General features: G+C 47.4%; 14 protein-coding genes. 8 read left to right on the top strand and 6 right to left on the bottom strand.

Features of this window, described 5'->3' with window-relative positions:
• The first annotated feature begins 1 nt into the window (after window position 1).
• Window positions 2–499, top strand: coding sequence for a thioredoxin family protein (locus DF182_RS11575; protein WP_161964121.1), 498 nt, complete (start codon window positions 2–4; stop codon window positions 497–499).
• Window positions 500–673: 174 nt separating this feature from the next.
• On the opposite strand, the gene DF182_RS11570 is transcribed toward DF182_RS11575, so the two are convergent.
• Window positions 674–1768 (bottom strand): mechanosensitive ion channel family protein, encoded by a 1095-nt coding sequence (locus DF182_RS11570; RefSeq protein ID WP_113615775.1) that lies wholly within the window; start codon window positions 1766–1768, stop codon window positions 674–676.
• 10 nt (window positions 1769–1778) lie between these two features.
• A complete protein-coding gene (locus DF182_RS11565; protein WP_113615774.1) occupies window positions 1779–2924 on the bottom strand; it encodes an amidohydrolase family protein in 1146 nt (381 codons plus the stop codon).
• Between the two features lie 97 nt (window positions 2925–3021).
• Between DF182_RS11565 and prfA the strand changes: the two genes are divergently transcribed.
• The 3 genes from prfA (at window position 3022) to DF182_RS11550 (ending at window position 5804) form a co-directional block, all read left to right on the top strand.
• The gene (gene prfA / locus DF182_RS11560) at window positions 3022–4086 is read left to right on the top strand and encodes a peptide chain release factor 1 (protein ID WP_113615773.1); all 1065 of its coding nucleotides are present in this window, start codon (window positions 3022–3024) and stop codon (window positions 4084–4086) included.
• A gap of 218 nt (window positions 4087–4304) precedes the next feature.
• On the top strand, window positions 4305–4892 hold the full coding sequence (locus tag DF182_RS11555) for a hypothetical protein (RefSeq protein WP_147243417.1): 588 nt from the start codon (window positions 4305–4307) through the stop codon (window positions 4890–4892).
• Between the two features lie 234 nt (window positions 4893–5126).
• Window positions 5127–5804 carry an OmpA family protein gene (locus tag DF182_RS11550; protein WP_113615771.1) on the top strand — a complete coding sequence of 226 codons (678 nt, stop codon included), beginning with the start codon at window positions 5127–5129 and terminating at the stop codon, window positions 5802–5804.
• A gap of 70 nt (window positions 5805–5874) precedes the next feature.
• Here DF182_RS11550 and DF182_RS11545 read toward each other — a convergent pair whose 3' ends face one another.
• The 4 genes from DF182_RS11545 to DF182_RS11530 form a co-directional block, all read right to left on the bottom strand.
• Window positions 5875–6264, bottom strand: coding sequence for a VanZ family protein (locus DF182_RS11545; RefSeq protein ID WP_113615770.1), 390 nt, complete (start codon window positions 6262–6264; stop codon window positions 5875–5877).
• A gap of 96 nt (window positions 6265–6360) precedes the next feature.
• Window positions 6361–6741: a glycine cleavage system protein GcvH gene (gene gcvH, locus DF182_RS11540; RefSeq protein ID WP_113615769.1), complete on the bottom strand. Its 381-nt coding sequence runs from the start codon at window positions 6739–6741 to the stop codon at window positions 6361–6363.
• 94 nt (window positions 6742–6835) lie between these two features.
• Complete coding sequence (locus DF182_RS11535) at window positions 6836–7498, bottom strand: peptidylprolyl isomerase (protein WP_113615768.1); 663 nt, start codon at window positions 7496–7498, stop codon at window positions 6836–6838.
• Window positions 7499–7507: 9 nt separating this feature from the next.
• Complete coding sequence (locus tag DF182_RS11530) at window positions 7508–7846, bottom strand: hypothetical protein (RefSeq protein ID WP_113615767.1); 339 nt, start codon at window positions 7844–7846, stop codon at window positions 7508–7510.
• Window positions 7847–8094: 248 nt separating this feature from the next.
• Between DF182_RS11530 and DF182_RS11525 the strand changes: the two genes are divergently transcribed.
• The 4 genes from DF182_RS11525 (at window position 8095) to DF182_RS11510 (ending at window position 12053) form a co-directional block, all read left to right on the top strand.
• Window positions 8095–9096 carry an AAA family ATPase gene (locus DF182_RS11525; protein WP_113615766.1) on the top strand — a complete coding sequence of 334 codons (1002 nt, stop codon included), beginning with the start codon at window positions 8095–8097 and terminating at the stop codon, window positions 9094–9096.
• Window positions 9097–9106: 10 nt separating this feature from the next.
• On the top strand, window positions 9107–9979 hold the full coding sequence (locus DF182_RS11520; RefSeq protein WP_245957411.1) for a DUF58 domain-containing protein: 873 nt from the start codon (window positions 9107–9109) through the stop codon (window positions 9977–9979).
• 70 nt (window positions 9980–10049) lie between these two features.
• Window positions 10050–11015 carry a hypothetical protein gene (locus DF182_RS11515; protein ID WP_113615765.1) on the top strand — a complete coding sequence of 322 codons (966 nt, stop codon included), beginning with the start codon at window positions 10050–10052 and terminating at the stop codon, window positions 11013–11015.
• Between the two features lie 27 nt (window positions 11016–11042).
• Window positions 11043–12053: a vWA domain-containing protein gene (locus DF182_RS11510; RefSeq protein WP_211327097.1), complete on the top strand. Its 1011-nt coding sequence runs from the start codon at window positions 11043–11045 to the stop codon at window positions 12051–12053.
• The last annotated feature ends 96 nt before the right edge of the window (window positions 12054–12149 follow it).

The raw sequence follows: 12149 nt of genomic DNA, 5'->3' as shown, positions 1-12149 counted from the left end.
TATGCGATTGAAAACATTACTCCTGGGAGGTGGCCTGCTTTTTTCAACAATGGCCTGGGCACAGAATGGTAACGATAAAGTGATGAAAGGCAAAATCGAAATGAAAGCACTGATGCAGGACCCGTCTACCGACTGGTTTTACAAAGGTGTCAACAAGTACCAGCCCAACGATAATATGCTCAACTACATCAAAGCTAACCGCAGCAATTATAACCTGGTAGTAGTGATGGGCACCTGGGACGAAACCAGCCGCAAGGTGGTTCCCGAACTGTTCAAAGTAATGATCACCGCCGGCAGCCCGGAAGATCAGGTACTCATGTTTGGCGCTGATCAAAGACTTCAGACAGATGCTCCTACTGACTATAGAGTAAAAAAGCTGCCTACCGTGATCGTTTTCAGGGATGGTGCTGAAGTAGGTCGTATCTCCGGCGCTCCTAAAGAGTCTATCGAAGGTGATCTCTCCCGCATTTTGCTGGATAGCTCCAAGAAAGAACAATGATTCATTTGATGAATGCTGATTCTCCTGATGAGCGAAGATTGAGGTAGAGTCATTACTGAGTAAGATATAAAAGCAAAGAACCCATTGATTTTTGAATCAATGGGTTCTTTGCTTTTATATCTTATATACGCCCTAATCTCTATTTATCAGGAGAACCAGCATTCATCAAATGAATCAGTGGTTCAGGGTGACGTTTGTTGACGTCGTTGGCAGTTTTACATCATGGTCGGCCAGCAGTTTTACGATAGAGAGGTTGACATTTTCTCTCAGTGCCGCATATTGGCTGCCGTCGATGATATAGGTGTTGAAGATGATCTGGATGATATAGGTGTCTTTGGTGAAGTCGTTGAGGTTGACCGTAAAGCCAGGCAATATGTTGGTATTGCTTTTCAGCAGGCTGCGGATATTGTCCAGTATTTTGATGAGTTTATCGGGTGGTGTCTCTGATCCCAGTTCCAGGCGCATGGCCACTCTTTGTTGGGTACGGAGAGACAGGTTGTCCAGAATGCTGTCTACCATCTTTTTGTTGGGCACGGTGACAAAGGTTTTTTCCAGGGTACGGATACGGGTACTGCGCAGACCGATCTTTTCCACAGTGCCCTGGTAAGCATCTACCTTAACGCTGTCGCCTACACGGAAGGGCTTGTCGAAGAAGATGATAAAAGAGCCGATCAGGTTTTCGATGCTCTCTTTGGCAGCGAGGGCGAGGGCTGCCGCACCGATACCGAGACCAGCGATGATCTTTTCTACCAGAGAGGGTCCGAAGAGGATCCTGATAAAGGCAATGGCCCCCATGATAAATACGATGGCTTTGAAGAAGTCCCGGAAAAAGATGATAAACTGCTTGTCAGTCCTATCTTCCGTGAGTTCGGCCTTTTTCTCCAGTACCAGGGCGATGAAGTCTATCAGACGGAGCATGATCCAGATAATGCTCATGCTGAAAGCCAGGCTGAGCAGCGTATCTGTAATGTCCTGCAGGGTGGCTTTGTTGTAAATATGCACATTGAGCACCTGTGGGAAGGTAAACCGGTCGATGGTCAGCATAAAAGTGACCAGCAGCAGGAAATACTCCAGTGGACGCAGTAACAGGTTAGTAAAGTCCTTTTCTTCAATCTGTGGCGACCAGTGGCGGACGAGGCGGAACAGGACGGCGGCTACTCCCTTTGACACATAACGTTTGATAAAGGATACAAACAGCAGCACGCCTATCAAAATAAGATAGTCCCTAACGGAATTGTCCAGGATGACCTGGTTCAGGAAATCATTCATATGGTTAAATCTAGATAATTCGTTTACTTTCTTCGTTGTTGATCAGTACTACACCGGGTTGGGTTCCTTCCCGGAAACTACCGTAGCGGCTTTCGATGCCGAGTGCTCTGGCACCGTTGGCTGTGCCCCACTGCAGGAGCTCTTCCAGCGGTATTTCAGGATAATGTGCCCGGATGGTTTTTATTTCCTCCCAGACAGACAGCTGATGGTTGGACGCCAGGCTGTCGGTGCCCAGTGTGATATTACATCCTGCTTCCCGGAAGAGGGGAATGTTCGGCAACCGGTCTTCTATATACAGGTTGGCCTGCGGACAGAAGCACCACCATATTTCCAGGGGCTGCTGTTGGGCAAACCGGATATCGCTGGCGCTGGTATAGGTATTATGTACGAGTAATATTTTGTTATGGGAGAAGTAGGGCAGATAGGCTTCGAGGCTGTTGACGCCTGGAGCCTGGAATCCGCTGGTATCCATACCGAAGTGGCTGAAGAAGCGGAGGAAGTCGCCAGTTTTGCTGTTATACAGCTCGTTTTCCGCCTGGCATTCCTGGTTGTGGATGGTCAGGGGGGTATTGTGTGGTGTTTGGGCCAGAAGGCCGAATAAGGTTTTGCTGACAGAATAAGGAGCATGTGGCACGATGGAGGCGCTGTGTCCCGGTCCGCTAATCTCACGGAAGGCCTGTAATACTTCCAGGCTGTAGTTGTAACGGGTTGGGGCGGCGTGGTCCACAAATCCCATACATTCCACGAAGGTATGGTAATAGAGGCGCTGGTGGCGTTTTTGCGGGATGGTGGCCGGGCTGTTGCAGATATCTCCCACTGCCGCGATGCCGGATTCCCACATGGCCTCTTCGGCCGCAGCGATGGCATCGGTCTGGTTGTGGCCGTTGTTGCGGCCTTCCATTACCCGGGTGAGGAAAGAAGGAAGTCCTGTTTTTTCGGGGACTGCGCCTTTCATATGTGACAGCTCCAGGTGGCAGTGGGAATTTACGAATCCCGGGCATAGGATGCCGTCCAGCTCCCGGACGTCTTCGCCGGCGGCATTTTCGGCTACAATGCCGGTCACCACGCCGTTTTCATCCATGATCAGCACCTTGCCGGGGCCTAGAAAACGGCTGCCGTCGAAGAGGTCCTTTCCTTTTAATTTGATCTGTTTCAACAACCTGATATTTAATTAAGTTAATGGTGTTAATTTTGCAACCCGATTAGCAGTATCCCGACCCTTTCAGGTGGGTACTCAAAAGTCAAAGATAATTATGATAGACAAACTGGAAGCTATAAAAGGCCGTTTTGAACAGGTAGCGCTGGCCCTTACCAACCCTGAGGTGGTAAGTGACAACAAAAAGTTTGGCCAGCTGAGTAAGGAATACCGCCAGCTGGAAAAGATCGTGAAGGCTTACGACGCCTACCGGAATCTGCTGGACAATATCGACTTTAACAAGGAGGTACTGGACAGTGGTGACGAGGAGATGCGGGAGCTGGCCAAGGCTGAGACCGAAGCCCTGCAGGAGCAGAAAGTGGCGCAGGAAGAAACGATTCGTAACCTGCTGATACCAAAAGATCCACAGGATGAGAAAAACGCCATCCTTGAAATACGTGCCGGTACCGGTGGTGATGAGGCCAGCCTCTTTGCCGGCGACCTGATGCGTATGTACCTGCGTTTCTGTGAGCTGAAAGGCTGGAGCACCAACCTGCTGAATGAAAACGCTGGTTCTGCCGGCGGTTTTAAAGAGGTGGTGATAGAAGTGAGCGGTGATGATGTATACGGTACCCTGAAGTTTGAATCAGGCGTACACCGTGTACAGCGTGTACCTGCTACAGAAGCCTCCGGCCGTGTGCATACCTCTGCTGCTACTGTAGCGGTACTGCCTGAAGCCGAAGAGGTAGACGTAGACGTAAGAGAGGCTGATATTAAAATGGACACCTTCCGGTCTTCCGGTGCAGGTGGTCAGCACGTAAACAAAACCGAATCTGCCGTAAGGCTTACCCACATTCCTACCGGTGTAGTAGTGGAATGTCAGGAAGGCCGTAGCCAGCACTCCAACCGGGAAATCGCCATGAAAATGCTGCGTACCCGTATCTATGAGGCGGCAGTACGTAAACATGAAGATGCTATCGCTTCCCAGCGTAAGAGCCTTGTGTCTACCGGCGACCGTTCCGCAAAAATCCGTACTTATAACTATCCGCAGGGCCGTGTAACAGATCACCGTATAGGCATGACCGTTTATAACCTCGATGCCTTCATGAACGGAGAGATCAAAGACATGGTAGATGCGCTGCAGTTTGCTGAAAACGCAGAGAAACTGAAGCAGGGTAATTAATATTTTTCGATACAGTAATAAAGTGAGCAGAGGCGCAAAGTGTGCAACACAACCGTTTTGCGCCTCTGCTCACTTTGTTTTTGATAAGACCTTCCTATGGTGTTAAATCCTGTTTAAATCGTGTTAATCCTTTGCAAATCGCACTAATCCTAAGTAAATAATCTTACATTTATTTACATCGACCACTACGTTTTTCTTCCACAAAAATCCATATTCAGATGTTAGAGCAATTAATGGAACTCGTTCGGGAACATGCACAGAGCACTGTTGTCAACAATCCCGCTGTGCCCAATGAACACAATGAGGCAGTAATGAGCGCTGCCACTGCGTCCATTACAGATGGTCTGCAACAGGAGTTGGCCAATGGCAATACAGAAGGGGTATTATCCCTGTTGGGTGGTCAGTCGGCTACAGCTCAGGATAATCCTGTAGTGGGCAATATCTCCAATAACTTTATTGGTACCCTGTTGGAGAAGTTTAACCTGGACAAAGGTGCCGCTACCCAGCTGGCTGCTTCTCTGATCCCTACCGTGTTGGGGTCGCTGGTACACAAGACCAATGATCCGTCCAACAACAATTTCAGCCTCAATGGTATCCTTAACTCCCTGACTGGTGGCGCTGCCGGTGGTATCGACCTGCAGGGTGTGCTGGGTAAACTGTCGGGCGGACTGGATAAAAATGGTGATGGTAAGGTAGACCTCAGCGACCTGACAAGCCTGTTTTCAAATGGTGCGAGCCAGCAACAGCAAGGCCAGCAAGGTAATGAAGGTGGTATCGGCGGTATGCTGAAAAACCTTTTGGGGTAGTCCGTTGTTTTTTTTTGCGGATGTATTCATAACGGTAAAAACACAAGCGCTTCGTATATAATTATTTGATTATAAATAAGTTGCTTGTGTTTTTTTTGACGTTTGTTCACCATTATTAATCAGCCGGTTATATGTTTTTAAAAGAAACTGGCAAAGTATTTGTTTTCCACTTTTCGATTACATTTGTTATCCTGAATTATATATATAATAACCTTCATGTTTAAAATTACTAAGATGAAAAGATTGAATGCCCTTGTAGCTGTGGCTTTATCCGTAACCATGTTGTTTAGCTGTTCAACCTGGCAGAACATGGACAATACAAAAAAAGGAGCTGCAATAGGTGTTGGCGGCGGTGCTGCTGCTGGTGCGGTAATAGGTAAAGTGGCAGGGAATACTGCATTAGGTGCTATTATCGGTGCTGCGCTTGGTGGTGCTGGCGGTGCTTTGATCGGTAAAAAAATGGACAAACAGGCACAGGAAATTAAAAACGAAGTGCCAAATGCAACAGTAGAACGTGTAGGTGAAGGTATCAATGTTACATTTGATGCAGGCGTGCTTTTCGGTTTCGACAAATCAGATTTGTCTCCGGCTGCACAAACCAGTGTAAAACAACTGGCTGATATCCTGAACAAATATCCTGATACTAACGTGCGTGTTGAAGGTCATACAGACGACAAAGGTACTGATGCTTACAACATGGGCCTGTCTGAAAGAAGAACTAACACGGTAGTAAATTATCTGAAATCTCAGGGTGTTGCTGCTAACCGTATCCAGGGCTTCTGGTATGGTAAGAGCCAGCCTAAAGTTCCCAACGATTCAGACGCTAACCGCGCTAAAAACCGCCGTGTAGAATTCTCCATCTTCGCTAACGACAAAATGAAACAGGACGCGAAGAAAGAAGTTGGTCAGTAATAGAAGATTTTAAAAATACATATTTCTCATAAGCAGATATATATTCCCCCCTGGTTCCAGGGGGGATTTTTTATGACTTCTGTTTATAAAAAAGACGAAGTACAATTTTGAATACAATCACCCCGGCCGCTGCTCCCAGCGTATCAGCCAATACATCATACAAGTCAAAACTGCGGCCTACCGCCCAGTATTTCTGTATCAGTTCAATTACAAATCCGTAAACGGCTGCTACCACTACAAACAGCAGCAGCGTAAAGGCAGAGATGTGTTTTTTATGCCAGTACACACCCATGCTTAAAAACAACACAATACCACCAAAGAGGCCGAAATGAACGAACTTATCGAAATGTATCCGTTCTAAAAAAGAGTTAGTGGGGATGTCTTTACCCGGCAGGGTACATAAAATAAGGATCAGGATGATCCATAAAGTGGCAGGGAGGAAATATTTCCAGGCTTTCATCTTCTATGCGTCGATTATATGGTCCCGTTAAAAAACAACAGGCATGCGGTGTCGCAGGCCTGTTGTGTACTCTATGTAAAAATATCAGTTGGCTAATTATTCAGCTACCAGCGCCTTGTATTGATCTGCAGTCAGCAGCGCAGCTACGTCAGCAGCGTTTTTTACGGTCATTTTAACCATCCAGCCTTCGCCGTATGGGTCAGAGTTAACCAGTTCAGGCTCAGATTCCAGTTCAGCATTAAACTGATTGAGGGTGCCTGCAACAGGCAGGAAAAGATCAGAAACAGTTTTTACCGCTTCTACAGTTCCGAAAACTTCTTCAGCGCCTAAGGTCTTACCAATTGTAGGAATGTCAACGAATACGATATCTCCTAATTCGCGTTGTGCAAACTCAGTAATACCAACAGTAGCTACGTTGCCTTCTAATAAAACCCATTCGTGATCTTTAGTGTAACGAAGGTTTGACGGAAAATTCATATTAAGTCAGGTTTTGAATTGTAAAAATACAAATCATTTAGAGATTTATGATTTTTTGATTTCTAACAAGATGGCTAACCGGATTGTTGTCGTGTCAGAAAAAAAGCCACTTTCTGATAACGCGCACTTTCATGGGGACGTCCTGCAGTGGTCTGTTCAGGCTGTCTGTTTTCACTGCTGCGATCTTGTCTATCACATCCAGGCCTTTGATCACCTGGCCAAAAACGGTGTAGTTTTGGTCAAGATGTGGTGAGCCTCCTTGTGTTTTGTATATCTCACGCTGGTCTACCGGGATCTTGCGACCACCCAGTCTTGTTTTCTCCAGCTGGTCCAGCTGCTCATCGGTGAACACCTTACCTTGTACGATATAAAACTGGCAACCGGAAGAAGCCTTGGCAGGGTTGTTGTCGCGGGCCGCTGCCAGCGCGCCTTTGCGATGAAAGAGGTCCAGCTGGAACTCCGCCGGGATGGTATACCCTACATCTCCGTTACCCAATGCTGCGCCGGGTTTGGCGTGTTTGGAATCCGGATCGCCACCCTGAATCATAAACTGTTTGATCACCCGGTGAAACAGTGTACTATCGTAAAAGTGCTGCCGGCTTAACTTCAGGAAGTTGTTCCGGTGTTTAGGCGTCTGGTCATACAGGCGTACCACCATGGTGCCATAGGGAGTGATCACTTTTACCTTCCTGTTTTTGGCCATGGCAAAGGTGGCAAAGGTTAGCAGCAAGGTACAGAGGAGTAGCGTTTTTTTCATACCAGATGTTTAATCTTCTTCGTGCTCAGAAAAATAGGTGATGATATGTTCTTTCAGAAAGTGCTCCTGTTCTTCCAGATTAAATTTGGGAACAGGCTGTAGTTCCTTGAAATGAGGCCATCCGTCTGCATCGTAGCCTTCCAGCTCGAAGTAGCCGCTCTGGCTGAGCAGTGTGCATACTGCTACGTGCATCAGGTCCTGTTTCTGTTCTTTACTATATTTCGTCTTCAGGTTGTTGAGCTCATTGATGCCGATCAGGAACAAGATAGCCTCCATATTGGGCTTTTTCCCGAACCTGGCTGTCAGCATATCTTCTATTGGTTTCCAACGCTTCTCAAAATCTTCCATCTTATTGCTGTTTTTTGGGTCAGTGTTTGCTGTTAAGTGGCTCATAGCCATGGCAAATGTACGTTATACGGAAAAATATTATATAAATATGCGGCAGCTTTATTAATTTGGGCATCCCCGTTAGGCTGACTTTCATGGGAATGCGCCACAGTGGCAAGTTTAACAGCACTTTAACGGGCATTTCACATAGTGATAAGTTTTATTTGACAAGAGAATGTTTATTTTAGCACACTTGAAAAATTAACAGCATGGAAAATACAACGTCCGATATCCGGCAACTAAATGAAAAAATTCACCAGGCGAGTGCTTTTGTGGACCTCCTGAATATGGAGCTGGGCAAGGTAATCGTGGGACAGCGCTATATGGTGGAGAGATTGCTCATCGGCTTGCTGGCACAGGGACACGTACTGCTTGAAGGTGTGCCTGGTCTTGCAAAAACCTTGTCTATAAAATCGCTGTCATCCGCTATCAACGCTAAATTCAGCCGTATTCAGTTTACGCCTGACCTGTTGCCCGCGGACGTGATCGGTACTATGATCTACAATCAGCAGAAGAACGAGTTTGTAGTACGTAAAGGACCTATCTTCGCCAACTTCATCCTGGCAGATGAGATCAACCGCGCCCCTGCCAAAGTACAGAGCGCCCTGCTGGAAGCCATGCAGGAAAGGCAGATCACCATCGGTGACACTACTTTCAAACTGGACGATCCTTTCCTGGTACTGGCCACCCAGAACCCGATAGAACAGGAAGGTACCTATACCCTGCCTGAAGCTCAGGTAGACCGTTTCATGCTGAAAGTAGTGATCGGATATCCTACCAAGGAAGAAGAAAGACATATCATCCGCCAGAACCTCAACCCGGAAGCCACCACACCTATCCGTGCGGTGATACAGCCCTCCGATATCCTGGAAGCACGCAGACTGGTGAGGGAAGTGTATATGGATGAAAAAATCGAAAAATATATCATCGATATCGTTTTTGCTACCCGTAACCCGGAAGAATATAAGCTGCAGAAGCTGAAGCCATTGATTTCCTACGGAGGATCTCCAAGAGCCAGCATCAACCTGGCGCTGGCCGCCAAAGCCTATGCCTTCATGAAACGCAGAGGTTATGTGATTCCGGAAGACGTACGCAACATCTGCTTCGACGTAATGCGCCACCGTGTGGGACTGACTTATGAAGCAGAAGCAGAAAACGTTACCAGCGAAAACATCCTGAGCGAAATTCTTAACGCAGTAGAAGTGCCATAAGCCAATTTTTATGATATTGGAGACTGCCGAAATATTAAAGAAGGTAAGACAGATCGAAATCAAGACCAAAGGGCTTACCAACCATATTTTCGCAGGCGAATACCATTCCGCCTTCAAAGGCCGTGGTATGTCGTTCAGCGAAGTAAGGGACTATCACTTTGGAGATGACGTACGGTCTATCGACTGGAACGTGACAGCGCGTTTTAATCACCCGTTTGTAAAGGTCTTCGAAGAAGAACGGGAGCTGACAGTGATGCTGCTGGTAGATATGAGTGAAAGCTCTTCCTTCGGTACCCAAAAACGGGACAAACGGGAGCTGATCACAGAACTATGTGCTGTGCTGGCTTTTTCCGCCATCAAAAACAATGATAAGGTAGGCGTTATTTTCTTCAGCGACGGCATGGAGAGATATATACCTCCGAAAAAAGGTAAATCACATATCCTGTTCATTATCCGTGAGCTACTATCGTTCACGCCTAAACGAAAAGGTACCAATATCAAGGAAACACTGCGTTTTTTCAATAACGCAACCAAAAAACGCAGTATCGTGTTTCTGCTGAGCGACTTCCTGTCCGGCAACTACCAGGATGCCCTGAACATTGCTGCCAAAAGGCATGATGTGGTAGGGATACAGGTATATGACCAGCGTGACAGGGAACTGCCGCCGGTAGGGCTTATCCAGGTAGCAGATGCCGAAACAGGCGCCACACAATGGATAGACACCGCCGACCGCCGGGTTAGACAGTACTATGAGTACCAGTTTGCACAGCACGCACAATATTGCAAAAATGCCTTTATGAAAAGTGGTGCTGAGCTGATGAGTATCCGTACAGATGAAGACTACGTAAAAGCGTTGCAAACATTTTTCCTGAACAGGGCATAAGTTAATAAGGAGAGCAATTTCAGACATGTATAAACAGCAAGTTATAAGGCGTATATTTTTATGTTTCTTTATGGGATTGTTGTATCCGTTAAGCCTGCTGGCGCAAAACACCCTGGAGGTGACAGCGAAGGCGGATACGGGCAGCATCCGGATAGGAGAACAGATAAAGTTGCACCTGAGCGCCACCGTACCGGCGGCGACTTTCAGCAAATCCGACTTCAAGCTGCTGTTTCCCGTAGTGCCGGACTCCCTGGACCACTTCGAGGTGGTGTCCCGTACTTCTCTGGACACCGTGTCCCGGCAGGACATGAAAGTGTTGCAGCAAACCCTTACCCTTACCAGCTTCGACTCCGGACATTGGGAATTTCCCCCTTTAAAATTTGAAGTGTATGGCGCTACTGCTGCCAACAGCGTAGATACCTTGTTCAGCCAGCCGCTGAGCTTTGATGTCAATACCGTGGCGGTAGATACTACCAAAGCCTTTAAACCGATCAAGACGGTGCAAGCAGTGCCCTGGAATATCTGGGACTATTGGCTGTATATCGTGATCGGAGCTGCCGTAGTGTTGATAGCACTGGGGCTGTGGCTGTACTTCCGCAAACGTCCGGAAAAGAAAGTGGTAGAAACACTGCCGCTGGTGACACCTTATGAGCTGGCTACACAACAGCTGAAAACCCTTAAGGATGAAAAGCTGTGGCAGCAGGGTGATATAAAACAATACTATACCAGGCTGACAGATATTTTGCGTAGCTATTTCGAACACCAGTTTGGTATCGCTGCGCTGGAACAGACCAGCGAGGAGCTGTTAAATAACATCAAACCTGTCACCAAGCTGAATCAGCAGCGCGATAAATTGCGCTCCCTGCTGGCGATAGCGGACCTTGCCAAGTTTGCCAAACTGCAGCCTACTGACGATGAGCATGAGGACTGTATGCGCAAAACCGAAGAAATACTGGAGTGGACACGGCCCAAAGAAGAGCCGGTAACCACAACCGCAGTACAAGGTGAAAAACCGCAGGCACAAAAGGAGCTGTAATTAGTAATTTGTAACCGTATTTAAGTAATGGATTTTTCAGCGTGGAAAAATATTGAATTTGCCCATCCGGTTTTCTTCTGGCTCTTACTGCTGATACCGGTGATGATATACTGGCGCACTGTCCGGCGGCAAAAGGCGCAGGGCGTGATGATGGTATCATCCGTGGAAGGCCTTAAAGGGCTGCCGGTATCCTGGAAAGTGCGTTTCCGGCCGGTATTGCTGGCCCTGCGGGTATTGGCATATGCAGCACTGGTGACAGCGCTGGCGCGGCCGCAGACCTCCAATACATCCGAGAATATTGATAGTGAAGGGATTGATATTGTAATGGCTGTGGACATCTCCGGCAGTATGCTGGCAGAAGACCTGCAGCCCAACAGGATGGAGGCCGCCAAAAAAGTGGCCATGGACTTCGTTGACAAACGTATCAGTGATCGTATCGGTCTGGTGGTGTTTTCCGGAGAAAGTTTTACGCAGTGTCCTATTACCACAGATCATACCGTATTGAAGAACCAGATCATACAGGTGAAAAGCGGTATGTTGCAGGATGGTACTGCCATCGGTATGGGATTGGCCACTTCAGTGGACCGTCTGCGTAACAGTCATGCTAAAAGCAAGGTGATCATCCTGCTGACAGATGGTGTTAATAACACCGGTCTTGTAGATCCGCTGACGGCCCTGGAAATAGCCAAAGCATTCAAAATCCGTGTATATACCATCGGGGTGGGCACTATCGGTAAAGCCCCCTTCCCCATGCCTATGGCGGATGGCAGTGTACAGATGGTGATGCAGGACGTACAGATTGATGAGCCGCTGATGAAAAAAATCTCCAAAGAAACAGGTGGTAAGTATTTCCGTGCTACCAATACATCAGATCTGAAAAGCATCTATAGTGAAATTGACCAGCTGGAGAAAACAAAAGTAGAGATCACTTCCTACAAACGTTATGCAGAGCATTTCTTCCCACTGGCAATGCTGGCCCTGGCCTGCATCCTGTTGGAAATTGTCCTGCGTTATTCTGTATTCAGAAGTTTACCATAAGACTTTTATATTACAAGTATATTACAAGCCACAAAGGCGCTAAGGCATCTTCCGGATCCCTGGCGCCTTTGCTGTTTTGGTGTCCTGGTTCCGCTT

This window comes from Chitinophaga flava, assembly GCF_003308995.1.
GTDB classification, from domain to species: Bacteria; Bacteroidota; Bacteroidia; order Chitinophagales; family Chitinophagaceae; genus Chitinophaga; species Chitinophaga flava.
Note: the sequence above shows the minus strand (reverse complement) of the source record. Positions and strands in the feature narration are given on the sequence as shown.

What these genes read in the sequence shown, in the direction of transcription:
- DF182_RS11575 (WP_161964121.1), top strand. Translation starts at nt 2, where the DNA reads ATGCGATTGAAAACATTACTCCTGGGAGGTGGCCTGCTTTTTTCAACA.
- DF182_RS11570 (WP_113615775.1), bottom strand. Translation starts at nt 1,768, where the DNA reads ATGAATGATTTCCTGAACCAGGTCATCCTGGACAATTCCGTTAGGGAC.
- prfA (WP_113615773.1), top strand. Translation starts at nt 3,022, where the DNA reads ATGATAGACAAACTGGAAGCTATAAAAGGCCGTTTTGAACAGGTAGCG.
- DF182_RS11555 (WP_147243417.1), top strand. Translation starts at nt 4,305, where the DNA reads ATGTTAGAGCAATTAATGGAACTCGTTCGGGAACATGCACAGAGCACT.
- DF182_RS11550 (WP_113615771.1), top strand. Translation starts at nt 5,127, where the DNA reads ATGAAAAGATTGAATGCCCTTGTAGCTGTGGCTTTATCCGTAACCATG.
- DF182_RS11545 (WP_113615770.1), bottom strand. Translation starts at nt 6,264, where the DNA reads ATGAAAGCCTGGAAATATTTCCTCCCTGCCACTTTATGGATCATCCTG.
- gcvH (WP_113615769.1), bottom strand. Translation starts at nt 6,741, where the DNA reads ATGAATTTTCCGTCAAACCTTCGTTACACTAAAGATCACGAATGGGTT.
- DF182_RS11535 (WP_113615768.1), bottom strand. Translation starts at nt 7,498, where the DNA reads ATGAAAAAAACGCTACTCCTCTGTACCTTGCTGCTAACCTTTGCCACC.
- DF182_RS11530 (WP_113615767.1), bottom strand. Translation starts at nt 7,846, where the DNA reads ATGGAAGATTTTGAGAAGCGTTGGAAACCAATAGAAGATATGCTGACA.
- DF182_RS11525 (WP_113615766.1), top strand. Translation starts at nt 8,095, where the DNA reads ATGGAAAATACAACGTCCGATATCCGGCAACTAAATGAAAAAATTCAC.
- DF182_RS11520 (WP_245957411.1), top strand. Translation starts at nt 9,107, where the DNA reads ATGATATTGGAGACTGCCGAAATATTAAAGAAGGTAAGACAGATCGAA.
- DF182_RS11515 (WP_113615765.1), top strand. Translation starts at nt 10,050, where the DNA reads ATGGGATTGTTGTATCCGTTAAGCCTGCTGGCGCAAAACACCCTGGAG.
- DF182_RS11510 (WP_211327097.1), top strand. Translation starts at nt 11,043, where the DNA reads ATGGATTTTTCAGCGTGGAAAAATATTGAATTTGCCCATCCGGTTTTC.